This is a genomic window from Caulobacter sp. BE254 (assembly GCF_031457295.1).
GTDB lineage: Bacteria > Pseudomonadota > Alphaproteobacteria > Caulobacterales > Caulobacteraceae > Caulobacter.
On the sequence record NZ_JAVDWJ010000008.1, the window covers coordinates 19,831 to 44,043 of the forward strand.

A 24,213-nucleotide genomic window follows, 5' to 3' on the forward strand; every position below is an offset into this window, starting at 1 on the left:
TGGTGACGGAATTCACAGTCAACATCCCGTCCTGTAGCTGTTTTCGACCGCGTCAGCCGGAGGGAGGGGCAGATGTCGAATCTCACCGCCCTGTCGCCCATCCTGCGGACCGCGATCGATCCCGTGGTGGTCCTCGACCCCCAGGGCGTGATCCTGGATTGGAGCGCCCGCGCCGAAGCGGCCTTCGGCTGGCCGCGCGAGGAGGTCCTGGGCCGAGGCCTGATCGAGGTGCTGGCCCCGTTGCGCCACCAGACCGCCTATCGCCAGATCCTGAGCCGGCGGCTGGCCTCGGCCGAGCCGCCGGTCGAGCGTCAGAAATCCCAGCTGATGGCGGTGCGCAAGGATGGCGTTGAGATCCCCATCGAGGTGTCGCTGGCCGCGTTTGGGGAGGCCGACGCGACAGTGTTCCTGGGTTTCATCCGCGACGTCACCGATCGGGTCGTGGTCCATGAGCGGCTGGCCGCCGGCGAGGCGCGGTTCCGGGCCGCCATCGGCGCGGTGGACGGCATCCTGTGGACCAACGACGCCTCGGGCCGGATGGTCGGCGACCAGCCCGGCTGGTCCGCGCTGACCGGCCAGACGCCCGAGGAATACCAGGGCTTTGGCTGGGTCGACGCCGTCCATCCCGACGACGCCGGGCCGACCCTCTTGGCCTGGAACGCCGCCGTCGCCCGCGGCGGCCCCTTCACCTTCGAGCACCGGGTGCGACGCCACGACGGCGCCTGGCGCGACTTCGCGGTCCGCGCGGTCGCCGCCCTCGAAGCCGACGGCTCGATCCGCGAGTGGATCGGCGTGCACGCCGACATCACCGAACGCAAGCGGGCCGAGGAACGCCTGCGCGAAAGCGAGGCCCGGTTCCGGGCCATGGCCGACTCGGCCCCCGCCCCGGTCTGGATGACCTCGGCCGCGGGCGGCATCACCTTCGCCAACGAAGCCTTCGCCGAGTTCGCCGGCATAGACGCCGAGGCCCTGCTGGGCGACGCCTGGATCGGCATGATCCATCCGGAGGACATCGCCGAGGTCGGGGCTCGGCGGGCGGCGGCGCGCGGCGCGCCCGAGGGCCCCCGGGCCTACGGCTTCGAGGCTCGGTTCCGGTGCGGCGACGGCGGCTATCGCTGGATGGTGGCCAACGCCCGGCCGCGGATCGACGCCCGAGGCCAGTTCCAGGGCTATATCGGCATGGCCATGGACATGACCGAGACCAAGGCGGCCGAGGCCCGCCAGCGGCTGCTGATCAACGAGCTCAACCACCGGGTCAAGAACACCTTGGCCTCGATCCAGTCGATCGTCCGCCAGACCCTGCGCGCGGACGAGACGCCGGTGCGGGTGCGCGAACGGCTGATCGACCGGCTGCTGGCCATGTCGGCCGCCCACGACGTGCTGACCCGCGAGAGCTGGGAGGGGGCGGCGCTGGACGACATCGTGCGCCAGGGGGTCGCCCCGTTCATCGACGACCGGGAGCCGGGACGGGTCAGCATCGACGGCCCCAGCCTTCGGGTGGGCGCCAGCACCGCCCTTTCCCTGGCCCTGGCCGTGCACGAGCTAGCCACCAACGCGGCCAAGTACGGCGCCTTGTCGACCCCGGCCGGCAAGGTGGCCATCGCCTGGGACCAGACGGGCGAGGACGGGGCGGTCCTGACCTGGGCCGAGCGCGACGGCCCCCCGGTGACCCCTCCCGACCGCAAGGGCTTCGGCACGCGTCTGCTGGACCGCGGCCTGTCGGCCGACCTGGGCGGCCAGCCCAAGCTGACCTTCGCCGTCGAGGGCGTGCGCGCCGTGCTGCCGGTCAGGCTGGCCTAGGAGCGCCCTTCCAGACCGCCCGTGAAATGGCGACAATCGCCCCCGCGTCGCGCCTTGAAGTGTTCGGACATCTTCGGATCCCAATCGAAACGCGATTTTCGTCCAAATTTTTCGCTGCGATGCAGCGCGTCGTTTCGCCACGCCCGGACAACGGCGCGGCGACGACGCGTTCGCAATGGCTAAGCTTAACAAGCGCCGCGAGGCCCCAAGCCGCGCCGACACGACGCATCGACAAAAGCATGCGCCAGATCTTGGCGATCGTTAACGCGTTTCGCCATCCCCAGTATTTCAGTTTTTAGAGCGAAATGCCTCATCAACTCGATCTATTAGAGACCATAATGGGCCATTGCGGACCGTACACTTTGTATAATTAGGTCCATATCTCTGCCATTTACTCAAAATTAATTTAACAAAACGCTCGATAAGTGGAACGAAAGCCAGATCACAGCCCGGCGTTATCTTGTTAGCACTCTTTTATCCGACTTTCTTAAACGCGAATATAGGACGCCAAGCCATTTTCCCCACGGGTCGGGGAGCAAGGTCCATGAATTCGGAAAACCAAGTCTATTACGTGCAAAACGTCGGGAACGCCTGGAACTACCAGGCCGCCAACGGCGTCTCGCGCTTCGAGGTGCGGGCGGGCGACAACCTGGCCGGCGACGGCGCCACCAAGGAACGGTCGGAGATCGCCAGCGCCGCGAAGCTGCAGGCCGGGCAGACCTACGAGATCAGCTTCAGCGTCATGATCGAGCCGGGCGCGAAGAACACCGCCGACTGGATGACGCTGGTTCAGCTGCAATCGACCTTCGACAAGGGCGAAGCCGGCCACAGCCCGGCCTTCGCGCTCGAGATGGTCGGCGACAAGATGCGCATCGTGACCCGCGATTCCAGCGCGGCGATCTCGACCGAGGCCGACATCCGCTATGTCCGGCACTACACCGACACCGCTGACGTCGTCCGGGGCCAGTGGTACGACTTCAAGCTCCAGATCAAGTTCGACCCCTTCGGTCAGGGCCACCTGGTGGTCTGGCGCAACGGCGTCGAGCTGGTCGACTTCCACGGCGCCTTGGGGTTCAACGACCTTGTCGGCGCCTATTTCAAGGAAGGGGTCTATCGGGAGTCTTCGCCCGAGACCTTCGCGGCCAACTTCAAGGGCCTTTCCATCACGACTGTCAGCGACAAGGTCCTTCCCCAGCCCTCGGCCGGCATCGAACTCGCCGACGGCGTCTTGGCCGCACCGGCGGCGCCCGTGACACCCGTGACGCCGGCCGCGCCGGCCCACGCCATCCTTTCGGGCACGGCGAACGCCGACACCCTGACGAGCGCGTCCAAGACCGACATCCTGCACGGCGAGGCCGGCAACGACATCCTGATGGCCGCGAACGGCGCCTACGAGCTGGATGGCGGCGCGGGCGTCGATACGGTCTCGTTCAAGGGGCTGACCAGCGCCATGATCGTCGACCTGGGCGTGACCACCGCCCAGAGCACCGTGCTCGGCTCGATGACCTTCATCAACATCGAGAACCTGACCGGCGGGTCGGGCGCCGACAAGCTCACGGGCAACGACTTCGCCAATGTCCTCGACGGCGGCGCCGGAAACGACTTCCTGTACGGCAAGGCCGGGGACGACATCCTGCACGGCGGCGCGGGCAACGACGTGCTCGACGGCGGCCTGGGCCGCGACACCGGCGACTGGTCGGACGTCACCACCGCCATCGTCGGCAACGAGGCGACCGGCGTGGTCAACACCGGCGACGGCTTCGTCGACACGGTCAGCTCGGTCGAGGTCTGGAAGCTGGGCAGCGGCTCGGACACCCTGGTCACCCAGGGCGCCAGCACCGTCTATGCCGGGGCCGGTAACGACACCCTGTCGGACAGCGGGGCCCAGGCCAACACCTTCTACGGCGAGGCGGGCGACGACCGTATCGACGGCATGGGCGGCAACGATTTCATCAGCGGCGGCGACGGTAACGACCGCCTGCTGGGCGGCAGCGGCGCCGATATCCTGGTCGGCGGCGCCGGCGCCGACACCATGGACGGCGGCGCGGGCAAGGACGTCTTCCAGTTCCTGGCCATGGGCGACCTGCCGATCGGCAAGTACGAGACCATCAACGCCTTCGAATCCGGGATCGACAAGCTGGACTTCAGCGCCATCGACGCCGACGGCAAGGCCGCCAACGGCGACACCGCCTTCAAGCTGGTGAGCCAGTTCCACGGCGTGGCGGGCGAGATCCTGATCTCGCACCCGGCGGGCGCCAACTACTACACCGTCCAGCTCGACAACAATCTCGACCACATCGCCGACGCGACCCTGATCGTCTACGGGCCGACCCTGGTCGCCACGGACTTCATCCTCTGAACCAGACCAGCGCGCCGACCCTCCTGGGTCGGCGTGAGGGCGGCGTACGGGAAGCGGCCGGAAACCCGCATTGACTCCCCCGCCGACCCCCGTATTTTCCGCGCCGTCCGCGTGACTGGCGCTAGTGATGGGCAACCATCGGGGAGCGCGGACCTCAACCGCCGCGCGCCTGGGCTCCATTCCGTCGTCAACAGACCCGAGGAGTCCGCCGTGCCCGCCGCCCCCGACTATCCGTCCGCCCCCGATCTCGTCGCACCCCGGCGCGCCCTGCTGTCGGTTTCAGACAAGACCGGCCTGGTCGAGGCCGCCCAGGTCCTGCACGCGGCCGGGGTCGAACTGGTCTCGACCGGCGGCACCAAGGCGGCGATCGCGGCGGCCGGGATCCCGGTCAAGGACGTCGCGGACCTGACCCAGTTCCCCGAGATGATGGACGGCCGGGTCAAGACCCTGCACCCGATCGTGCATGGCGGGCTGCTGGGCGTGCGCGATGCGCCCGAGCACGCCAAGGCCATGGCCGACCACGGCATCGGCGGCATCGATATCCTGTACGTGAACCTCTATCCGTTCGAGGCCACGGTCGCCAAGGGCGGGTCCTACGCCGAATGCGTCGAGAACATCGACATCGGCGGCCCGGCCATGATCCGTTCGGCGGCCAAGAACCACGGCTATGTCGCCGTCTGCACCGACCCGTCGGACCTGGCCGAGGTGCTGGACGCCCTGAAGGCCGGCGGCACCACCCTGGCCCTGCGCCAGACCCTGGCGGCCCGCGCCTACGCCCGCACGGCGGCCTATGACGCGGCGATCTCCACCTGGTTCGCCGCCCAATTGGGTCAGGACTTCCCGGCCCGCAAGTCGATCGCCGGCGAGCTGCGCCAGACCATGCGCTATGGCGAAAACCCGCACCAGAAGGCGGCCTTCTACACCTTCCCCAACCCGCGCCCGGGCGTGGCCACGGCCGCCCAGCTGCAGGGCAAGGAACTCAGCTACAACAACATCAACGACACCGACGCGGCCTTCGAGCTGATCGCCGAGTTCGACCCGGCCGACGGCCCGGCCGTGGCGATCATCAAGCACGCCAACCCCTGCGGCGTGGCGGTCGGCGCCACCCAGCGCGAGGCCTATGAGCGGGCCCTGGCCTGTGACCCGACCAGCGCCTTCGGCGGCATCGTCGCGGTCAACACCCGCCTGACCCGCGAAGCCGCGCTGCAGATGGTCGAGATCTTCACCGAGGTGGTGATCGCACCCGAAGCCGACGACGACGCCGTCGCGGTGTTCGCCGCCAAGAAGAACCTGCGCCTGCTGGTCACCGGCGGCCTGCCCGACGCCCTGTCGAGCGGCGACACTTTCAAGTCGGTGGCCGGCGGCTTCCTGGTCCAGTCGCGCGACGACGCCCGGATCAAGGCCTCGGACCTGAAGATCGTCACGAAACGTCAGCCGACGGACGAGGAGGTGCGCGACATGCTGTTCGCCTTCACCGTAGGCAAGCACGTCAAGTCCAACGCCATCGTCTACGCCCGCGCGGGCCAGACCCTGGGCGTCGGGGCCGGCCAGATGAACCGCAAGGACAGCGCCCGCATCGCGGCGTTGCGCGCCGCCGATTTCGGCCTGGACCTGAAGGGCTGCGCCTGCGCCTCGGAAGCCTTCTTCCCGTTCGCCGACGGCCTGATCCAGGCCGCGGAGGCCGGGGCCACGGCGATCATCCAGCCGGGCGGCTCCATGCGCGACCCCGAGGTCATCGAGGCCGCCGACCGCCTGGGCCTGACCATGGCGTTTACCGGCGTGCGGGTGTTCCGCCACTAGGGCAAGCCGCGCGGAAGAGCGGATGTCGATCTTCCGCGCGACGCCCTAGAACTTGACCTCGAGCGAGGCCGAATAGGTGCGCGGCGGGCCGTAGAAGCCGATCACCGAGTTGTTGTAGGTCGCGACGCCGAAATTGTAGCCGCCGGTGCGATAGCGTTCGTCGGTCAGGTTCTTGCCGGCGACCGAGATCTTGTAGCGGCCGCCTTCCGGCGCCCAGCTGGCGGTCAGGTCCACCAGGGTGAAGGCCTTCTGGTCCAGCAGCGGCAGGGGCAGCTCGAACTGCTGGTAGTCGTCGCGATAGCTGACCATCGGGGTGATCTGCAGCTCGCCGCCGGCCACGGTCCCGCGCCAGGTCAGGCTGGCGTTGCCCGTCCATTCCGGGGTGTTCTGGAAGCCGTAGAGGTCGGCCACGTTGACGATCTGGCCGCCGGTCGGGATCGTCTGCGACGGGTTCAGCGGGTTGGGCGCGCCGCCAGGCACGAAGCGGCTGAAGGTGTCGTACTTGGCGTGGATGTAGCCCAGGGCCACCGTGCCCGACAGGTGCTGGCTGAACGCCGCCTTGGCCTCGAACTCGACGCCGTACAGGGTTGAGGCGCCGGCATTGTCGACCGAGCTGGCGATGCCCGAGGGCACGACCACCTGGGTGGTGACCTGCTGGTCCTTGTACTTGGACAGGAACGCGGCCGTGGCGAACGACACCCGGCGGTCGAACAGATTGCCCTTCAGGCCGACCTCGTAGGCGTTGACCGTCTCGGGATCGTAGCCCTCGACCGTCTGGGGGGTCAGGAAGGCGTCGCCGCGCATGTCCCAGCCGCCCGACTTGTAGCCCTTCGAATAGGACACGTAGGTGTTCAGGTCGTCGGTCAGCTCGTACGAGGCCGACAGGCGGGGGGTGAACTCCTCGAAGGTCTTTTCGGCGCTGTAGTTGGTGCGCACCTGCAGGATCGGCCGCGGCGTTCCGCCCTGGTAGGGCGAGCGGGTGGCGCCCAGGTAGAAGAACCGGAAGGTGTTGCTGCGCTTGTGGTCGCGGGTGGCGCGGGCGCCCAGCGAGACCTTGAAGCGGTCGGTGAAGCTGGCGGAAACGTCGAAGAAGGCCGCGAAGCTCTGGGTGCTGACCTTGCCGCCGTCCGCGATCGAGACGCCCAGGTTGCCGGCGATGGTGTCGAACTCGCCCGAGGCCTGGCTGTTCATGTAGTAGAGGCCGAACACGCCCTGGACGGTGTCGTCCGAATAGACCGCCTGCAGTTCCTGCGAGAACGAGCGGTCGTCATAGGTGGCCGGTACGTCCAGGGTCGGTAGCGGCGTGCCGTCGAAGTCGATCAGGGTCTGGGTATGGCCCTTGCGACCGGCGGTGATCGACTTGAAGGTCAGGAATTCGCTGGCGTGATATTCGCCGGTCAGCGACAGCCCCTCGGTCTTGACCGCGTTCTTGTCCCCGAGGCCCGCCTGGGTGTCATAGGCGTCCAGCACCTTGTAGCCCCCGACCAGGGCCGGCAGTTCGCGGTGGCCGTGGCGGGGGTTGGAGTCGTCCTCCACCCGGTCGTAGGCCAGGCGGAAGAACAAGTCGTCGTTCGGCTTGTACTCGGCGCTCAGCCGATAGGCCTGGACGTCCTTGTCGTAGTGCTCGGCGCCGGTGGTAAGGTTCGTGCCGTAACCGTCGCGCTTGTAGAGGGCGTAGGCGCCGCCCACCGACAGACCGCCGCCGACGGGCGTGTGGCCCTCGACCAGCAGGTCGGTCTGGTTGTAGCTGCCGTAGGTCCCGCGGATCTTGCCGCCGGCCTCGTCGCCCAGGCGGTTGGTCACGTACTTGATCGCCCCGCCGATGGTGTTGCGGCCATACAGCGTGCCTTGCGGACCGCGCAGGACCTCGATCCGCGAGACGTCGAACACGTCCAGCACCGCGCCCTGCGGGCGATAGATGTAGACGTCGTCGACATAGAGGCCGACGCCGGGCTCGTAGCCCCACAGCGGGTCCTGCTGGCCGATGCCGCGGATGTAGGAGATCAGGGTCGAGTTCGAGCCGCGCGCGGTCTGCACGGTGATGTTCGGCGTCGTCTGCGACAGTGTGGTGATGTCGTTGGCGGCCTGGCGCTCCAGGGTCTCGGCGCTGAAGGCCGAGACGGCGATCGGCACGTCCTTGAGGGTCTCCTCGCGGCGGCGGGCGGTGACGACCAGTTCGTCGACCGCCACCTGGCCGGAAGCGGCGTCGGCGCCGGCGGGCGCGGCGTCCTGGGCGAGCGCGGTGGTCGCGGCGGCCGACCAGGCCGCGCCGGCCAGCAGCGCGAGCTTGAGCATCGTCTTCATGGGTTTTCCCCTCCCCTATGCGTTCCGTCCCGTGCCGGACAGCTCCGTCGAACGGACGCATTTCCCGGCTTTCGCGAATTCATGCGTTCGCGAATTGGAGAACACTGTCACCCAGAGTTGCGCTTCGCGCCAGCCCTTTTTCACCAACTGATGAAATGAGCGCGCGGGACAGTGCAAGACATGGGAAAGGTTCGGGATCAGCCCCGCGGAGCGCGGGCGATCACGGCCTCAAAGCCGGCGGCGCAGTAGGCGAACAATCGGGCTCGCACCGCGCCCAGATCGCTGGAATGGCACTCCCCGCCCGACAGGGAATCGATGCGGCCAGTCTCCGACAAGGCCAGCATCATCGAGCCGGTCAGGAACTGGTAGCTCCAGTAGAGGTCGCGATAGGCCGCGTCCGGACGAACCACCTTCAGGGTCTCGACCAGCCGATGGACGACGGGATCGAAGAACCGCGCCATGGTCTCGCCGCCCCAGGCCGGGGTGTTGTTGACCTGGGCCACCAGGGCGAAGTAGCTCTTCCAGCCCTGGCCGCCGTCCTGGGAGATGCGCAGCAGGGGCTCGATGAAGGCCTCGATCACTCCTTCGACCGTCATGGCCCCGGCATGGCGCTTCTCGTAGGCGTCCATCGACACGCTGCGGGCGGTGTTGAGGATCTCGGCCCGGCGCAGGAACACCGCGTCGAACAGCTCGCGCTTGGCGCCGAAATAGTAGTGGATCAGGGCGGTGTCGACGCCGGCCTCGGCCGCCACCTGGCGGATGGTGACGCCGTGGAAGCCGTGGCGCGCGAACAGCCCCTCGGCGGCGTCGAGGATGGTTTCCTTCAGGTCCCGTCCCGCGGCCTTGGACGGCCGGCCGCGTCCGGCCGGCTTGGCGCGGGCGGCGGGCTGGGCGCGAGGGGCTCGAACTTGCGACGTCATGTTCCGTGGTCCGCGCATGGCTTGACCGTTCGTAGGCCTCCTGGTGCGGACCTGGCAAGCGCGGCGCGCTCCCGTCTAGCCGAACGCCACCTGCCACATCAGCCGGCCGGGCATGAAGGCGAAGGCCCCGGCGATCAGCAGGCCGCCGACGAACAGTCCCGTCATCGTCCGGCCATGCAGGCGGACATTGTGCTTGCGGGCCGCGAAAACGCCCATGGGCAGGGCGATCAGGGTCCAACCGGCGAACAGGTGCAGGAAGCTGTAGCCGCCAGGATTGGAGCGGTGAATGAACAGCGACGAGATCGCCGCGGTCGCCATGGCCGCCACCCACAGCCAGCCCAGCGTGCGGTGGACGGTGTTCCCCTTCAGGCCCAGCAGCAGGACGACGCCGATCGCCAGGGCGGTGGTCACGGCCGCCACATGGAGCTGGATCTGGATCGGCGCGGCCGCCAGAAGGCCCAGATGGGGCGCGTGCAGGTGGCCCTTGAGGTGCGCGAAACCGCCCAGCACCGCGCCCGGCCCATGGCCCCGGGCGGCGCCCGTCGCCAGGATCAGGCCCACCGTGACGGCCAGGCCGATGGCGACCATGCGGATAAAGCGGGCCGGACCGATTGACAGGCTGGTGTCGGACATCTTGTTTCTCCCGAAGCGATCGCGCCGTGCCGGGGCGATCAAGGTCGGGTCCGGCTTAGGATCGGCGGCGGCGGAGGTCATCCCAAGGTGCGTGAGAAAGCGTCGGCAGTTCGTGAACGGCGGGCGACCGCCATTGGCGAAGCGCCAACGGACACGCCCGTCCCGGCGCTCCTGCGCAGCTACCTGCGGCCGCTGGCCGTGGCGGTGGTCGCCGGCGTCTTCCTGGCCCTGGTCGGCGCGCTGGGCACCAGCGACACGCCCCTGGTTCCGCGCCTGGGCTACTGGATCGGCCTGTCCACGCTGGGCGCGGTGCTGGGCACGACCGTGGCCCAGGCCATTGGCGGACTGTGGCCAAGCCTGGCCGCGACCTGGTGGCGCGCCCTGATCATCGTCGTGGTGCTGACCCCGCTGTTCACGGTTCTGGTCTGGCTGGCCGGCGGCCGCTCGCCCCTGACCCCGCGCGTCGCGGCGACCTATTTCGGCGTCACCCTGCTGATGACCAGCGGCATGACCGCCCTGATGACTCTGGCCACGCGCCGCCTGGTCGAGACCCACGCCGCACCGCCGGAAGCGCCGCCGCCCCGCTTTCTCGAACGCCTGCCTCCGCGCCTGCGCGGCGGCGAGATCTACGCCGTCGAGGCCGAGGACCACTATCTGCGCCTGCACACTTCCAAGGGCCAGGATCTGATCCTGCTGCGCCTGTCCGACGCCGTGGCCGAGCTGGAGGGCATCGAGGGCGCCCAGACCCACCGCTCCTGGTGGGTGGCCAAGGCGGCGGTCCGCGACGCCAGGCGGGGCGACGGCCGCGCCACCCTGGTCCTGACCAACGGCGTCGAGGCGCCGGTCAGCCGCGCCTACGCCCGGACGCTGCGCGAGGCGGGCTGGTACTAGGCGGAGGCCTGGCCCTAAAAGACAGAAGGCTCCCCGGGGGCGAATCCGGGGAGCCTTCCTTCATCCGATCGTCGAGGGGACGCCGATCAGAACTCTTCCCAGTCGTCGACCTTGGTCGCCAGGGCGGCGTTGCTGGCCCGGCCGGGGCGGACGGCGGTGGCGGCGCGGGCCGGGGTCGGCCGCGCGGCGGGCGCGCGAGCGGCCGGGACCGTCGCGGACGCGTCGCCGACCCGGAAACGATCGACCAGGGCCGCCAGCTGGCTGGCCTCGTTCTTCAGCGAATGGCTGGCCGCGGTCGCTTCCTCGACCATGGCGGCGTTCTGCTGCACCACCTGGTCCATCTGGTTCACCGCCTTGTTGACCTCCTGCAGGCCGGTCGACTGCTCGACGGCGGAGGCGGCGATCTCGGTGACCAGGCCATCGATCGAGGCCACCTGGGCGACGATGCGCTGCAGGGCCTTGCCGGTCTGGCCGACCAGGTCGACCCCGGCCCCGACCTGCTGGGTCGAGGTCGAGATCAGGGTCTTGATCTCCTTGGCCGCCTCGGCCGAGCGCTGGGCCAGGGCCCGCACTTCCTGGGCGACGACCGCGAAGCCGCGGCCTGCGTCACCGGCCCGGGCGGCTTCGACACCGGCGTTCAGGGCCAGAAGGTTGGTCTGGAAGGCGATCTCGTCGATGACGCCGATGATCTGGCTGACCTGGGCGGACGAGGTCTCGATCTCGGTCATGGCGTGGACCGCCTGGTTGACAATACGGCCGGACTCCTCGGCGTCAGTGCGGGCGGTGGCGACCACGGAGGAGGCCTCCTTGGCGCCGGACGCGGTCTTGCGGACCGTGGCGGTGATCTCGTCGAGGGCCGCGGCGGTCTCTTCCAGGCTGGCGGCCTGCTGCTCGGTGCGGCGGGCCAGGCTGTCGGAGGCGTCGGCGATCTCGTCGGAGCCGCTGCGCACGCCGTTGGTGGAAACGATGATGGCCGCCATGGCCTCGCGCAGCTTTTCGACCGCCAGGTTGAAGTCCTCGCGCAGTTGGCGGTAGCGGCCGGCGAAGTCGGCGTCGATGCGGCAGGTCAGGTCGCCCTGGGCCAAGCGCGCCAGGCTCGCGGCCAGCTGGTCGACCACGGCGCTCTGCTCGGCGGCGACCACGCGGCGCTCGTCGTCATTGGCGGCGCGCTCGCTTTCGGCCGTCAGGCGGGTCTGTTCGGCGACGGCCTCCAGCTGGATCTTGGCGATCGCCGCTTCCTTGAAGGTGGCCACGGCGGCGGCCATCTGGCCGATCTCGTCCTTGCGGCCGGTGGCCGGGATGCCCACGCCGTTGTCGCCCGAGGCCAGGCGGCGCATGGCCGCCGTCATGGCGGTGACCGGCGCGGCGATGACGCCCGACAGCAGCAGGCCGCCGCCCAGGGCGATGGCGATGGCGACGCCGATCCCGATCGCCAGGGTCAGGCGGGCCTCCAGGGCGGACCGCTTCTGGGCCGCGGCCTCGGCGGCGACGACGGCTTCCGAATTCTTGACGATCAGCTCGATGTCGTCCTCGACGACCGAGACCGCCTGGTCGGCGACGCCGTCGTGCTTGACCAGGTCGACCGCCTGCTGGTGGGTGGCCGGATCGCGCGCCAGGGTCTCGCCCGGCTCGATGGCCTTCTTGCGGTAGTCGGCGTAGGCGGCGTCGACGTCGGCGATCCGGGCCAGCTGGGCCTCGTCGCCCTTGGCCAGGGTGCGCAGTTGCTCCAGCGCGGCCAGGAACTTCGGCTTGTGGGCCTCTTCCAGGCGCTTGACGTAGTATTCGTCGCCGGACAGCAGGAAGCCGCGCAGCGAGTTTTCCTGACGGGTCAGCCGGAAGGCGGCGGTGTCGGCGGCCCGCAGCGACAGGTAGGCGCGCTCGGTGCGCTCGATCGAGGCTTCGTATTTCGTCTGGTTGACGAACAGCGTCACGCCCATCACCGCGATCGCCGAAAGCATCACGGCGAAGACCGCCATCAGCTTATGGGGGATTTTCAGATCGCCGAAGGTCATGGACGCGCTCCACTTGAGATCGCGACGCAAAAACTTCATGGACCACGGACAGTTAGGCGGCAGTCGGAAGCGCGCGTCGCACGTCCCATCTGTTGCGGCGGCAGGGTTTCCACGGCCTTAACCGTGCTGTGACGCAAGGTCGCAGGCGCAAAGCGGAAGGTCAGACGACGGCGGCGTTTCGCCGCGCCGCCCCAATTCAGGATTGCATGCCCAAAGGCTTCGAGCGTGACACAAGCCGAGACGTTCTACCTGAAGCGGTAGCCGCCGAAGGTCGCAAAAAATTTCGCCTTAGTGCGCCTCGTCCCAGTTGGCGGCGGCCCGGGCCTCGACCGTCAGCGGCACCGAGATGGCCACCGCCGGCGCGGCCGCGCCCTGCATGATCTCGCGGGCGACGCTGATCGTGGCCTCCGCCTCGGCTTCCGGCGCCTCGAACACCAGTTCGTCGTGCACCTGCAGCAGCATCTTCGCCGACAGGCCCGCCGCTTCCAGCGCGCCCGGCATGCGGATCATGGCCCGGCGCATGACGTCGGCCGCGGCGCCCTGGATCGGAGCGTTGATCGCCGCCCGCTCGGCGAACTGCCGGTGGGCCACCGACTTGCCGCCGATGTCGGGGATGTTGATCTTCCGCCCGAAGATGGTGGTGACATAGCCGTGCTCGCGCACGAACGCCTTGGTCGCCTCCATATAGGCCTGGATGCCGGGGAAGCGCTCGAAATAGGTCTTGATATAGGCCCCGGCCTCGCCCTGCGGGATCGACAGCTGATTGGCCAGGCCGAAAGCCGAGATCCCGTAGACGATGCCGAAATTGATAGCCTTGGCCCGACGGCGCACCTCGCTGGGCATGCCTTCGATCGGCACGCCGAACATTTCCGAGGCGGTCATGGCGTGGATGTCCAGGCCCTCCTGGAAGGCCGTCTTCAGCTGGGGGATGTCGCCGATGTGGGCCAGCAGGCGCAGCTCGATCTGGCTGTAGTCGGCGCTGATCAGCACCTTGCCCGGGGCGGCCACGAAAGCCTTGCGGATCTTGCGGCCTTCTTCGGTGCGGATCGGGATGTTCTGCAGGTTGGGGTCGGACGACGACAGGCGGCCCGTGGTGGTCGAGGCCAGGGCGTAGGAGGTGTGCACCCGGTTGCCGCCGCCGGGCGCGATGGCCGCGATCAGGTTCTCGGTATAGGTGCCCTTCAGCTTGGACAGCTGGCGCCAGTCCAGCAGCACGCGCGGCAGCTCGTGCTCCAGGGCCAGGGCCTCCAGCACGTCGCTGTCGGTCGACCATTGGCCGGTGGCGGTCTTCTTGCCGCCCTTCAGAGCCATCTCGCCGAACAGCACGTCGCCGATCTGCTTGGGACTGCCCAGGTTGAACGGACGGCCGACCAGTTCCTGGGCCCGGGCCTCGAACTCGGCCATCCGCATCGAGAACTCGTTGGAGAGGCGGCGCAGGGTGTCGGGATCGACCCGGATGCCCTCGTTCTCCATGGCCGCCAGCACGGCCGGCAGCGGGCGCTCCAGGGTCTCGTAGACGGTCAGCAGACCCTCGCGGGCCAGGCGGGGCTTGAGCGCCTCGTAGAGCCGCAGGGTGACGTCGGCGTCCTCGGCGGCGTAGGCGGTCGCCTCGGCCAGGCCCACGTGCTTGAAGCTGATCTGGCCCTTGCCCGAGCCGGCCACCTGCTTGAACGGAATGGGCTTGTGGCCCAGCCACAGCTCCGACAGCTCGTCCATGCCATGGCCGTGCAGCCCCGCCTCCAGCACGTAGCTGATCAGCATGGTGTCCTCGATCGGACCCACCTTGATCCCGTGGCGGGCCAGGACGGCGATGTCGTACTTGGCGTTCTGGGCCACCTTCAGCACCGCCGGATCCTCCAGCAGCGGCTTGAGGGCGGCGATGGCTTCTTCCAGCGGGATCTGCACGAGGTCGGCGGCGGCTTCCAGGGCCAGGCCGTCCTTCTCGCAGTGGCCGACGGGAATGTAGCAGGCCTCGCCCGGCGCGATGGCCAGCGACACGCCGCACAGGCCCGCGGTGGCCGACGACAGGGCGTCGGTCTCGGTGTCGAAGGCGACGATCCCCTTGGCGGTGGCCTTGGCGACCCAGGCGTTCAGGGTTTCCAGGTCCTGGATGCGGACATAGGCCGCGTGGTCGACGCTGGCCGGCTGGGCGACCGGATTGGCGGCGGCGCGGGCCGCCGCGCCCATGTAGGACACGCCCAGCACCGGAGCGGTCGGCGTCGCGGCCGGGCGGTCGAGCGTGCGCGGCGCGGCCGAGGCGTTGCCGTCGCCGACCCGGCGGGCCAGGGACCGGAACTCCATCGTCTCCAGGAAGTCGGCCAGCACCTGCTTGTCGGGCTCGCGCACCACCAGGTCGTCGATCGGCTCGGGCAGAGGCGTGTCGCAGTCCAGCTGGACCAGCTGCCGCGACAACCGAATCTGGTCGGCGTATTCGATCAGGGTCTCGCGGCGCTTGGGCTGCTTGATCTCGCCGGCCCTCGCCAGCAGGGTGTCGAGGTCGCCATATTCATTGATCAGCTGGGCCGCGGTCTTGATGCCGATGCCAGGCGCCCCGGGGACGTTGTCGACGCTGTCGCCGCACAGCGACTGCACGTCGACCACCCGCTCGGGATAGACGCCGAACTTCTCGAACACCTGCTCGCGGTCAATGCGCACGCCCTTCATGGGGTCGAACATCGACACCCCGTCGCCGACCAGCTGCATCAGGTCCTTGTCGGACGAGACGATCACCGTCTCGCCGCCCTGCTCGCGCACCCGGCAGGCATAGGCGGCGATCAGGTCGTCGGCCTCGTAGCCGGGCAGTTCGATGGCCGGGACGCCGAAGGCGCGGGTGGCCTCGCGCACCAGTGGGAACTGCGGGATCAGGTCCTCGGGCGGCGGCGGCCGGTGGGCCTTGTACTTGTCGTAGAGATTATTGCGGAACGTCTTCTCCGAGTGGTCCCAGATCACCGCCAAGTGGGTGGGCGTATCGCCCTGCATGTCGCGCATCAGCTTCCACAACATGTTGCAGAAGCCCTGGACGGCGCCCACCGGCAGGCCGTCGCTCTTGCGGGTCAGCGGCGGCAGGGCGTGATAGGCGCGGAACAGATAGGCCGAGCCGTCGACCAGGAACAGCCGTACGGCGGGGCCGTCCTGGGTCAGGGGACGGTCGGCTTCCACCGCGGTCGGCAGGGAAGCGGCGGAATCGGGCGCGAGCGTGTCGGTCATGGCCGGGAAGATAGGCGGTCACGGCCCGCGCGGAAACACCCTCGGACGCCGCTGATGACAGTGGCGCTTCGACGAAAGGCGCCATAGGCTCCACCCTAGGCTGCAACCTGGTGCGCGGCCCGAAGCGTTCATTGGGGGAATGATGAGGATCTGGGTTCTGGCGGCGTTCGCGACGGCGGCGTTGAGCGGCGTGGCGACGGCGGGCGACGAGAAGGTCCATCCCCTGGTGGCGCGGCGGGTCACGGCCGCCGAGAAGGCGGCGGTCTATCCCAAGGCGGCCTTCGACAAGAAGATCTCGGGCGAAGCGACGCTGGACTGCACGGCCGACGACGCCGGCCGCGAGGTCGATTGCCGGGTCATCGACGAGAAGCCCGCCGGTCTGGGCTTTGGCGAGGCGGCCCTGGCGCTGTCGGCCAAGGAGCGCGTCAAGACCACGGACGGCCAGGGCGGGTCGATCGTCGGCAGGCGTTTCGAGACGGACTTCTCTTTCCTGGCCCCGGGCGATTCCAATCCCGACTGGTTGCGCAAGCCCTCGGCCCAGGACCTGGCCGCCGCGTTCCCGACCAAGGCCCTGCGGGAAGGCGCGGCCGGCAAGGCGACGATCAAGTGCAACGTCACGGTCGAGGGGTTCCTGGAGCGCTGCGCCGTGCTGTTCGAAAGCCCCGCGGACTTCGGCTTCGGCGCTGCGGCGCTGCAACTGTCGCCGCAGTTTCGCATGTCTCCCAAGATACGCGGCGGCAAGCCCGTGCCCGGCGGCGACGTCACCATTCCGATCAATTGGGAGGCCCCCACCGCCAGGGGCCCCGAGGCCACGTTCGGTTCGCGTCGGCTGATGGTCGATCCGCCATGGGTCCGCGCGCCCAGCCTCGAACAGGTGCGCGCGGCCTGGCCGGCGGCGGCCAAGGACACGGCGTCGGGGCAGGCGGCGCTGCGTTGCGGGCTCAACCCGGGCGGCGCGCTGAAGGACTGCGAGGTGATTTCGGAAATCCCCTCAGGCAAGGGCTTCGGCCGCGCCGCCAAGAGCCTGGCGAGCGCCTTCCAGATCTATGTGCGGCCGGAAGACGCCAAGGCCGTTCGAAACCTCAACATCGACGTGCCCTTCCGCTTCCGCGACCCGGCCACGCCGGACACGCGACAGCTGGCCCATCCGCGCTGGACCACCACCCTGACCGCCGAGGGCATGTCGGCGATCTATCCGGCGGCGGCGGTCAAGGCCGGCGTCTTCAGCGGCCTAGGCGTGGTCGACTGCGCCGTGGACGCCGGCGGCCGCCTGGTGGACTGCTCGGCCAGGCGCGAAGAGCCGGCGAAGCTCGATTTCGGGGCGGCCGCGCTGCAAGCCGCCAAGGTGATGGCGATGAACCCGTGGACCAAAGAGGGCGACACGGTCGAAGGTCTCCGGATCGTCTTGCCAATCCGCTTCACCTGGCAAGAAGCGGCGGCCGAGGCCTCGGCGCCTTCTCCGCCCGCCAAGCCCTAGCCGAAGCGGGCGTTCAGGTTGGGCAGGTCCTTGCCGAACGCCGCATAGCCGGTGGTGTCGCCGTCGGCCAGATAGGTGCGGGTTCCCGCCAGCATTGCGCCATAGGCCGCGTTGAACGGGCCGGTGGCCGAGCTCAGCCGCCGAACGCCCAGTTGCGCCAGGCGCCGGGCCGAGGGCATGCTCGTGCGGCCCATGACGTTAAGCGGCAGGGCGATTCCGGCGGCGAGGGCCGACAACAGGTCCTCCTCGATCGGTAGCGGCACGAAGATCCCGCTGGCCCCCGCCTGGGCGTAGAGCGCCGCGCGCCGCAGGGTTTCGGCCAGGGCGGCCTCCCCCGCCGCCAGCCCAGCCAGGTAGACGTCCGTACGGGCGTTGATGAACAGGTTCACGCCCGTCTGGTCGGCGGTGGCGCGGACGGTCTGGATCTTGCGCGCGTGCAGGTCCGGATCGCGGCGGCCGTCCTCGAAATTGATTCCCACGGCGCCGGCCCCAATCACCGCCTTGATGGTCTCGGCCAGGGTCGCCAGGTCGTCGGTGTAGCCGCCCTCGACGTCGGCGGTGACGGGGACCGACACCACCCGGGCGATGCCGGCGACGGTGTCGATGACGGCCGCCACGGGCACGGCGTCACCGTCGGCATAGCCCCGCGCCCAGGCCACGGCGGCGCTGGAGGTGGCCACGGCCTTGGCCCCGGCGTCCTCCATCAACGCCGCGCTGGCCGCGTCCCAGGCGTTGGGCAGGACCAGCACCTCGGGTCCGGCGTGCAGGGCGTGGAAACGGTCGGCGGTCGAGGTCATGGCGGCGCTCCGAGGGGTCAGGCGAGCGGACTATCGGCAATCTCGCCCCGGCCGTCTCGCGGAAATCGGACCCTAATGCCCCGTCGCCGACACGCCGCGGGGGCGGGCGCCCGCGAAAACGGCGATCGGCCAATTGCGGCGATCGCGTCGTATTGCCGCCTTGGCGGGGTCAATTGCCTAGCCTAGAGGCAGGAGGTTCGCCACGGCCGCAAAAACGGGAACCTCCCCCTCTCCCGGGCTTTGGTTTGAACGAACCGAAACACAGGAAGACCCTGGCCCATGGTTTCATGGAAGAAGATCCGTGTCGGTACGGCGCTCGTCGCCGCCACCCTGACCACCGCCGCCGTGCTGGCCGTGGCCCCCGCCCATCATGTCGCGCCGCCCACCGGCCCGACCAGCGAACCGGTCAAGCTGACCCCGCCGCTGATGCCCGCCGAAGCGGGCAAACCGCTGCCCAAGACGATCCTGACCTGATGGATCGTCCTGGCCCAAGAATCCGGGCCTGATCTAGATTTCCAGCGGCTTTGGGCGCTATGGAGCGCCCATGCCCTTCACCGCCACCGTCCTGACCATGTTCCCCGAGGCCTTTCCCGGCCCGCTCGGCGTCTCGCTGATCGGCACGTCGTGGAAGGAACAGGACCTGTGGCGTTTGGAAACACTGGACATTCGGGGGTTTTCCAAGGATAAGCGCGGCTTCCTCGACGACACCCCCGCGGGTGGCGGCGTGGGAGCGGTATTGAAAGCGGACGTCATCGCCGCCGCGCTGGACAGCGTGGAGGTCGGTGGGCGGCCGCTTTTGTACATGAGCGCCCGGGGTCGGCCCCTGACCCAGGCGCGCGTCAAGGAATGGTCGAAAGCGCCGGGCGTCATCGTCCTGTGCGGCCGTTTCGAGGGGGTGGACCAGCGGGTGCTCGACGCCCGAGGGTTCGAGGAGGTCTCGGTCGGAGACGCTGTTCTTGCCGGTGGCGAGGCGGCGGCGATGGTCGTGATCGAGGCGTGCGTTCGATTGGCTCCAGGGGTTCTGGGCAATTTCGAGAGCACGCAGGAAGAGAGCTTCGAGGACGGCCTCCTCGAACATCCGCAATATACGCGACCGCGGACGTTCGAAGGGCTCGACATCCCCGAGGTGCTGCTGTCGGGCGACCACAAGAAGGTGGCCCAGTGGCGGAAAAGCATGCGTGAAGAAACCACCCGCGAGCGGCGTCCAGACCTCTGGGAAGCGCATCTCGCCAATCAACAGGCAAAAGGCGGCCCGAAAACGGGTAAGCCCAAAGGAGACTAGAATTATGGCTGCTAACATCATCAAGGAACTCGAGCGCGAAGAAGCCCAGCGTCTGCTGGCCGCCCGCGCCATCCCCGAGTTCGAGCCGGGCGACACCCTGCGCGTCAACGTCCGCATCAAGGAAGGCGAGCGCGAGCGCGTCCAGGCCTACGAGGGCGTCTGCATCGCCCGTTCGGGCGGCGGCGTGCACGAGAGCTTCACCGTCCGCAAGATCTCGTTCGGCGAAGGCGTGGAGCGTCTGTTCCCCCTGCTCTCGCCGAGCATCGAAAGCATCGAAGTCAAGCGTCGCGGCGTCGTCCGTCGCGCCAAACTGTACTACCTGCGCGACCGTCGCGGTAAGTCGGCCCGCATCGCCGAACGCTCGAACGTCCGCAAGGTGGAAGCCGTCGACGCCGAATAGGCTTGGCGACCTGCCGAAGATCAGGGCCCCGGCGGAAACGCCGGGGCCTTTTTCGTATGGATTTCAGCGGCCAAGCTTGAGTGCAAGCGCACGAATGTATTGACAAAACGTCGTTGTCTGGTGTTTGGTGAACGCACCCCCACCGCTCTGCGACGGGCTTATAGACCGCCCCCTTGCTAGGGAGTGGCCCTCTTCAGGAACGGCGTCATGGCCCCTGAAGGAAATGCGATATGAGGGCGCGCCCCAAACACATGGGCGCGCCCTCTTTGCGTTCGGAAAGCCCTATCTGATCGTGGCCCGATGCGGCGGCGAGCGGCGCTTGCGCGGCGGCGCGGCGGCCTGGGCGTCACGCCGGTCGCGCATCCGCTGCAGGCGCTTGCGGACCCGCGCGTCGCGCAGCAGGGCGGCGGGCACGTCGGTCAGCATCTTCAGGCCGGCGATCGGCGAGACGTTGCGCACGTCGCGGCGGGCCTGGGCCAGCACCTCGCCGACCATCAGCCGGTTGTCGATCTCGCCCTGCTCCTTGACCATGGCCAGGCGGTGCAGGGCGTAGAGGCCCAGGATCGCGGCGATCAGGAAATAGAAGTCCCAGTTGGAGATCCGCAGCGGCATTAGGGTCAAGACGTCGCCGGGGCTGGTCCAGCGCAGCAGGATCTCCAGCTGGCGGGCGGCGAAGAAGTCGGCGAACATCCCGCCCAGCAGCGGCGCCAGGCCGGCGGCGGCCGAGCTGATCAGGGCGTTGGCGGCGATATAGGCCGTGGCCGAGCCGCGCGGCGACAGCTTCAGGGCGATGTTGCCCGACGACAGGGTCACGCCGGCGGTGGCCAGCCCCATCAGGGCGTGCAGGCCCACCAGATAGGCCATCACCCAGGGCCGGTCATGGATCTGCGAGGCGCCGACCATGGCCGCGATGCAGGCGATGAACAGCGGCGCGGCCACCGCCAGCACCGACTTGTTGGCGAAGCGGTCCGACAGCAGGCCCCAGCTGCGCAAGGCCAGGACGTTGGTGGCCTGGCTGACCACGCTGAGCACCACCACGAAGGTGACCGAAAGCCCCAGCTGCTTGACGAAGAACACCGTGAAGAACGGCGTGGCCAGGTTCACCGCGAACTGCCAGCTGGCCAGGAAGGCGATCAGCCGGCGAAAGTTCCTGTCCTTCAGCGGGGCGCGCAGCAGCGGGACCAGCTTCACCCGCTCGGCCGGGGCGGGCATCTGCGGCTCGGGGGTCAGGGCCAGCTCGCGGCAGCTGAGCAGGCCGGCCAGGAAGGCGGCGAAGTAGAGGCCCGCGAACACGAACGGCCGCAGGAACGAGCCTTCGGGCGCGCGATCCAGGGCCAGGGCGGCGGCCAGGCTGGCGACCAGGCCGACGATGGTGGCGTTGATGGTGCGCTTGGCGAAGATCTGTCCCATCCGCTGCTCGGGGGCCAGGTCGCGCACCCAGGCGTTCCAGGCGCAGCCGCCGAAGGTCGCTACCCCGCAATAGAAGACCTGGGCCGCGACAAGCCCCGTCAGGGGTAGCTGGCCGCCGCCGGTCAGGGCCAGCAGGGCCATGCCGACCAGGGCGCAGCGGCTGATCAGGCTGGCCAGCACCGAGATCCGCTTGCGGGTGCGCAGCCCCTCGACCAGCAGCACGCCGGGCAGTTGCAGCAGCTGCACCCAGAAGGTCACCGCCGCCAGCAGGCCGATCGTGGTGTTGGAGGCGCCCAGTTGCAGGGCGAAGGCGGTCAGGATGACGCCGCTGGTCACCGCCGTGACGGCGTTCGAATAGCCGGCCTCGCGGACCAGATGTCGCAGGCCGCGTTCGCGGTCTTCGTCGCTCAGGCTCGGCGTCGGGGCAAGAAACATGCGCTGCACGGCCTTTGCATGGCTTCGCCGAGGCAGGTTTGATCCAACTTGCCGCCGACGGGCGTTGATTTTCGGCGTTTCCTCGCTTTACGCGCCCCGTCTCAAGGCCTAGATGCGCGGGTATCATGACCCGCGCACCAAAGACCCTCTACGACAAGATCTGGGACGCTCACGTCGTCAACGAACAGGACGGCGAAGCGATCCTCTATATCGACCTGCACCTGATCCACGAGGTGACCACCCCGCAGGCCTTCGCCGGCCTTCGCGCGGCCGGCCGCAAGGTGCGCCGGCCCGACCGCACGCTGGCCGTGGCCGACCACAACATCCCGACCGAGGGCCAGGCCAAGGGCGTCGACGCCGTGGCCGACGACGAGGCCAGATTGCAGCTCAAGACCTTGGCTCGCAATGTGCAGGACAACGGCATCGAATTCTTCCCGATGGGCGACATCCGCAACGGCATCGTCCACGTGGTCGGCCCCGAGCAGGGCCGCACCCAGCCGGGCATGACCATCGTCTGCGGCGACAGCCACACCTCGACCCACGGCGCCTTCGGGGCCCTGGCCCACGGCATCGGCACCTCCGAGGTCGAGCACGTCCTGGCCACCCAGACCCTGCGCCAGGAGAAGGCCAGGAACATGCTGGTCCGCGTCGACGGCCAACTGGGCCCCGGCGTCACGGCGAAAGATGTCGCCCTGGCGGTGATCGGCGAGATCGGCACCGCCGGCGGCACCGGCTATGTCATCGAGTTCGCCGGCCCGGTGGTCCGCGACCTGTCGATGGAAGGCCGCATGACCCTCTGCAACCTGACCATCGAGGGCGGCGCCAAGGCCGGGCTGGTCGCCCCCGACGACAAGACCTTCGCCTACATCCAGGGCAAGCCCTCGGCCCCGAAGGGCGCGGCCTGGGACATGGCGCTGTCGTACTGGAAGAGCTTCGTCAGCGACGCGGACGCCCATTTCGACCGCACCGTGGTGATCGACGGCTCGGCCCTGGTCCCGATGGTCACCTGGGGCACCTCGCCCGAGGACGTCATCCCGGTGACCGGCAACGTCCCGGATCCGGAAAGCTTCGCCACCCCCGACAAGCGCGCCGCCGCCCATCGGGCGCTGGACTATATGGGCCTGACCGCCGGCCAACCGATCAGCGAGGCCCGCATCGACCGGGTGTTCATCGGCTCGTGCACCAACAGCCGGATCGAGGACATGCGCGCCGCCGCCGCCGTGGTGCAGGAAGCCTTCCTGCATGGCCGCCTGGTGGCGCCGCACGTCAAGGCCATGGTCGTGCCGGGTTCGGGCCTGGTCAAGGAACAGGCCGAGGCCGAAGGCCTGGACGCCATCTTCAAGGCCGCCGGCTTCGACTGGCGCGAGCCGGGCTGCTCGATGTGCCTGGCCATGAACCCCGACAAGCTGGCCCCGCAGGAGCGCTGCGCCTCGACCAGCAACCGCAACTTCGAGGGCCGCCAGGGCCGCGCCGGCCGCACCCACCTGGTCTCTCCGGCCATGGCGGCGGCGGCGGCGATCGCCGGCCACCTGGTCGACGTCCGCGCCCTGCTGGAGGAGACCGCCTGATGCAAGCCTTCACCCGTCTCGACGGCCGCGCGGCGCCGCTGTCGCTGGCCAATATCGACACCGACCAGATCATTCCCAAGCAGTTCCTCAAGACCGTCGAGCGCGAGGGGCTGGCCAAGGGCCTGTTCTACGACTTCCGCTTCGACGGCGAGGGGCACGAGATCAGCGACTTCGTGCTCAACCGGCCGGAGTACAAAGGCTCATCGGTGCTGATCGCCGGCGACAACTTCGGCTGCGGCAGCTCGCGCGAGCACGCGCCGTGGGCGTTGATGGATTTCGGGATCATGTGCGTGATCTCGACCAGCTTCGCCGACATCTTCAACAACAACTGCTTCAACAACGGCCTGCTGCCGGTGGTGCTGAAGCCCGAGGAAGTCGCCGTCCTGATGGACGAGGCCAAGGGCGGCAACCACATGGTCAGCATCGACCTGGCCGAGCAGACGGTGATCTCGCCCTCGGGCAAGAGCTTCCATTTCGACATCGATCCGGTGCGCAAGGACAAGATGCTCAAGGGTCTGGACTTCATCGGCGAGACCCTGATGCACAGCGCCGACATCGACCTCTATGAGAGCAAGCGGGCCTTGGACCGGCCGTGGCTGGAAGCCTAGCGCGCCCATGACCGTCATCCTCGCCGGCACGATCCGCGTTCCGCCCGAACGCCTGGCCGAGCTGCGGCCGCACCTGCGGGCCCAGGTCGAGGGCAGCCGGGCCGAGCCGGGCTGCCTGGACTACGCGCTCAGCGAGGATCCGCTGGATCCTGGCCTGATCCGGGTGTTCGAGCACTTCGTCGACGAGGCCGCCCTGGCCTTCCACCGCGCCAGCCCGCACATGGCCGCCTGGCGCGCCTGCTTCCCCGAACTGGGCGTCCACGACCGCCGCATGTCGTCCTTCGACGTCACCGACTATCGATCCATCTAA

Annotated in this window: 18 protein-coding genes and 1 riboswitch; of the genes, 11 read left to right on the top strand and 7 right to left on the bottom strand. The window is 68.8% G+C overall.

Going from position 1 to position 24,213, the window contains the following annotated elements; all coding sequences use genetic code 11:
- Positions 1–72: 72 nt before the first annotated feature.
- The 3 genes from J2X41_RS15360 to purH all read left to right on the top strand — a co-directional run bounded on the left by J2X41_RS15360 (position 73) and on the right by purH (position 5,959).
- Positions 73–1,800: a PAS domain S-box protein gene (locus J2X41_RS15360; RefSeq protein ID WP_310082889.1), complete on the top strand. Its 1,728-nt coding sequence runs from the start codon at positions 73–75 to the stop codon at positions 1,798–1,800.
- 544 nt (positions 1,801–2,344) lie between these two features.
- Positions 2,345–4,159: a heparin lyase I family protein gene (locus tag J2X41_RS15365; protein WP_310082891.1), complete on the top strand. Its 1,815-nt coding sequence runs from the start codon at positions 2,345–2,347 to the stop codon at positions 4,157–4,159.
- A gap of 101 nt (positions 4,160–4,260) precedes the next feature.
- Positions 4,261–4,341: riboswitch (ZMP/ZTP riboswitch) on the top strand.
- 28 nt (positions 4,342–4,369) lie between these two features.
- Positions 4,370–5,959, top strand: coding sequence for a bifunctional phosphoribosylaminoimidazolecarboxamide formyltransferase/IMP cyclohydrolase (gene purH / locus J2X41_RS15370; protein ID WP_310082892.1), 1,590 nt, complete (start codon positions 4,370–4,372; stop codon positions 5,957–5,959).
- A gap of 45 nt (positions 5,960–6,004) precedes the next feature.
- On the opposite strand, the gene J2X41_RS15375 is transcribed toward purH, so the two are convergent.
- The 3 genes from J2X41_RS15375 to J2X41_RS15385 form a co-directional block, all read right to left on the bottom strand.
- Positions 6,005–8,263 carry a TonB-dependent receptor gene (locus J2X41_RS15375; RefSeq protein ID WP_310082893.1) on the bottom strand — a complete coding sequence of 753 codons (2,259 nt, stop codon included), beginning with the start codon at positions 8,261–8,263 and terminating at the stop codon, positions 6,005–6,007.
- Positions 8,264–8,460: 197 nt separating this feature from the next.
- On the bottom strand, positions 8,461–9,183 hold the full coding sequence (locus J2X41_RS15380; protein WP_310082894.1) for a TetR family transcriptional regulator: 723 nt from the start codon (positions 9,181–9,183) through the stop codon (positions 8,461–8,463).
- 75 nt (positions 9,184–9,258) lie between these two features.
- Complete coding sequence (locus J2X41_RS15385; RefSeq protein ID WP_310082895.1) at positions 9,259–9,816, bottom strand: DUF2306 domain-containing protein; 558 nt, start codon at positions 9,814–9,816, stop codon at positions 9,259–9,261.
- A gap of 87 nt (positions 9,817–9,903) precedes the next feature.
- Between J2X41_RS15385 and J2X41_RS15390 the strand changes: the two genes are divergently transcribed.
- The gene (locus tag J2X41_RS15390; protein ID WP_310082896.1) at positions 9,904–10,707 is read left to right on the top strand and encodes a LytTR family DNA-binding domain-containing protein; all 804 of its coding nucleotides are present in this window, start codon (positions 9,904–9,906) and stop codon (positions 10,705–10,707) included.
- A gap of 86 nt (positions 10,708–10,793) precedes the next feature.
- On the opposite strand, the gene J2X41_RS15395 is transcribed toward J2X41_RS15390, so the two are convergent.
- Complete coding sequence (locus J2X41_RS15395; protein WP_310082897.1) at positions 10,794–12,719, bottom strand: methyl-accepting chemotaxis protein; 1,926 nt, start codon at positions 12,717–12,719, stop codon at positions 10,794–10,796.
- A 288-nt stretch (positions 12,720–13,007) separates the two neighbouring features.
- Positions 13,008–15,926: a DNA polymerase I gene (gene polA, locus J2X41_RS15400; protein ID WP_310082898.1), complete on the bottom strand. Its 2,919-nt coding sequence runs from the start codon at positions 15,924–15,926 to the stop codon at positions 13,008–13,010.
- Positions 15,927–16,446: 520 nt separating this feature from the next.
- Here polA and J2X41_RS15405 point away from each other — a divergent pair.
- Positions 16,447–17,403, top strand: coding sequence for a TonB family protein (locus J2X41_RS15405; protein WP_404979944.1), 957 nt, complete (start codon positions 16,447–16,449; stop codon positions 17,401–17,403).
- On the opposite strand, the gene J2X41_RS15410 is transcribed toward J2X41_RS15405, so the two are convergent.
- The gene (locus J2X41_RS15410) at positions 17,400–18,200 is read right to left on the bottom strand and encodes an isocitrate lyase/phosphoenolpyruvate mutase family protein (protein WP_310082900.1); all 801 of its coding nucleotides are present in this window, start codon (positions 18,198–18,200) and stop codon (positions 17,400–17,402) included. The two genes, J2X41_RS15405 and J2X41_RS15410, sit on opposite strands and share 4 nt — an antisense overlap.
- A 279-nt stretch (positions 18,201–18,479) precedes the next feature.
- Here J2X41_RS15410 and J2X41_RS15415 point away from each other — a divergent pair, with 279 nt between their 5' ends.
- The 3 genes from J2X41_RS15415 to rplS all read left to right on the top strand — a co-directional run bounded on the left by J2X41_RS15415 (position 18,480) and on the right by rplS (position 19,882).
- Positions 18,480–18,674, top strand: a complete 195-nt coding sequence (locus J2X41_RS15415; protein ID WP_310082901.1) for a hypothetical protein — start codon at positions 18,480–18,482, stop codon at positions 18,672–18,674.
- Positions 18,675–18,744: 70 nt separating this feature from the next.
- Positions 18,745–19,482 carry a tRNA (guanosine(37)-N1)-methyltransferase TrmD gene (trmD, locus tag J2X41_RS15420; RefSeq protein WP_310082902.1) on the top strand — a complete coding sequence of 246 codons (738 nt, stop codon included), beginning with the start codon at positions 18,745–18,747 and terminating at the stop codon, positions 19,480–19,482.
- Positions 19,483–19,486: 4 nt separating this feature from the next.
- Positions 19,487–19,882, top strand: coding sequence for a 50S ribosomal protein L19 (gene rplS / locus J2X41_RS15425; RefSeq protein ID WP_310082903.1), 396 nt, complete (start codon positions 19,487–19,489; stop codon positions 19,880–19,882).
- A gap of 282 nt (positions 19,883–20,164) precedes the next feature.
- Here the strand turns inward: rplS and J2X41_RS15430 are convergent, their stop codons facing one another.
- Positions 20,165–21,727 (bottom strand): MFS transporter, encoded by a 1,563-nt coding sequence (locus tag J2X41_RS15430; RefSeq protein WP_310082904.1) that lies wholly within the window; start codon positions 21,725–21,727, stop codon positions 20,165–20,167.
- Between the two features lie 125 nt (positions 21,728–21,852).
- Between J2X41_RS15430 and leuC the strand changes: the two genes are divergently transcribed.
- From leuC to J2X41_RS15445, 3 genes are read left to right on the top strand one after another with little or no spacing between them, the layout of a single operon-like run.
- The gene (gene leuC / locus J2X41_RS15435) at positions 21,853–23,295 is read left to right on the top strand and encodes a 3-isopropylmalate dehydratase large subunit (protein ID WP_310082905.1); all 1,443 of its coding nucleotides are present in this window, start codon (positions 21,853–21,855) and stop codon (positions 23,293–23,295) included.
- Complete coding sequence (leuD, locus tag J2X41_RS15440; RefSeq protein ID WP_310082906.1) at positions 23,295–23,903, top strand: 3-isopropylmalate dehydratase small subunit; 609 nt, start codon at positions 23,295–23,297, stop codon at positions 23,901–23,903. The genes leuC and leuD overlap by 1 nt, the downstream gene beginning before the upstream one ends.
- 7 nt (positions 23,904–23,910) lie before the next feature.
- Positions 23,911–24,213, top strand: coding sequence for a putative quinol monooxygenase (locus J2X41_RS15445; protein ID WP_310082907.1), 303 nt, complete (start codon positions 23,911–23,913; stop codon positions 24,211–24,213).

Coding starts and splice junctions, on each gene's coding strand:
- leuD (WP_310082906.1), top strand. CDS start 23,295: ATGCAAGCCTTCACCCGTCTCGACGGCCGCGCGGCGCCGCTGTCGCTG.
- J2X41_RS15415 (WP_310082901.1), top strand. CDS start 18,480: ATGGTTTCATGGAAGAAGATCCGTGTCGGTACGGCGCTCGTCGCCGCC.
- polA (WP_310082898.1), bottom strand. CDS start 15,926: ATGACCGACACGCTCGCGCCCGATTCCGCCGCTTCCCTGCCGACCGCG.
- J2X41_RS15375 (WP_310082893.1), bottom strand. CDS start 8,263: ATGAAGACGATGCTCAAGCTCGCGCTGCTGGCCGGCGCGGCCTGGTCG.
- rplS (WP_310082903.1), top strand. CDS start 19,487: ATGGCTGCTAACATCATCAAGGAACTCGAGCGCGAAGAAGCCCAGCGT.
- J2X41_RS15380 (WP_310082894.1), bottom strand. CDS start 9,183: ATGACGTCGCAAGTTCGAGCCCCTCGCGCCCAGCCCGCCGCCCGCGCC.
- J2X41_RS15365 (WP_310082891.1), top strand. CDS start 2,345: ATGAATTCGGAAAACCAAGTCTATTACGTGCAAAACGTCGGGAACGCC.
- J2X41_RS15430 (WP_310082904.1), bottom strand. CDS start 21,727: ATGTTTCTTGCCCCGACGCCGAGCCTGAGCGACGAAGACCGCGAACGC.
- J2X41_RS15410 (WP_310082900.1), bottom strand. CDS start 18,200: ATGACCTCGACCGCCGACCGTTTCCACGCCCTGCACGCCGGACCCGAG.
- J2X41_RS15395 (WP_310082897.1), bottom strand. CDS start 12,719: ATGACCTTCGGCGATCTGAAAATCCCCCATAAGCTGATGGCGGTCTTC.
- leuC (WP_310082905.1), top strand. CDS start 21,853: ATGACCCGCGCACCAAAGACCCTCTACGACAAGATCTGGGACGCTCAC.
- J2X41_RS15360 (WP_310082889.1), top strand. CDS start 73: ATGTCGAATCTCACCGCCCTGTCGCCCATCCTGCGGACCGCGATCGAT.
- trmD (WP_310082902.1), top strand. CDS start 18,745: ATGCCCTTCACCGCCACCGTCCTGACCATGTTCCCCGAGGCCTTTCCC.
- J2X41_RS15385 (WP_310082895.1), bottom strand. CDS start 9,816: ATGTCCGACACCAGCCTGTCAATCGGTCCGGCCCGCTTTATCCGCATG.
- J2X41_RS15445 (WP_310082907.1), top strand. CDS start 23,911: ATGACCGTCATCCTCGCCGGCACGATCCGCGTTCCGCCCGAACGCCTG.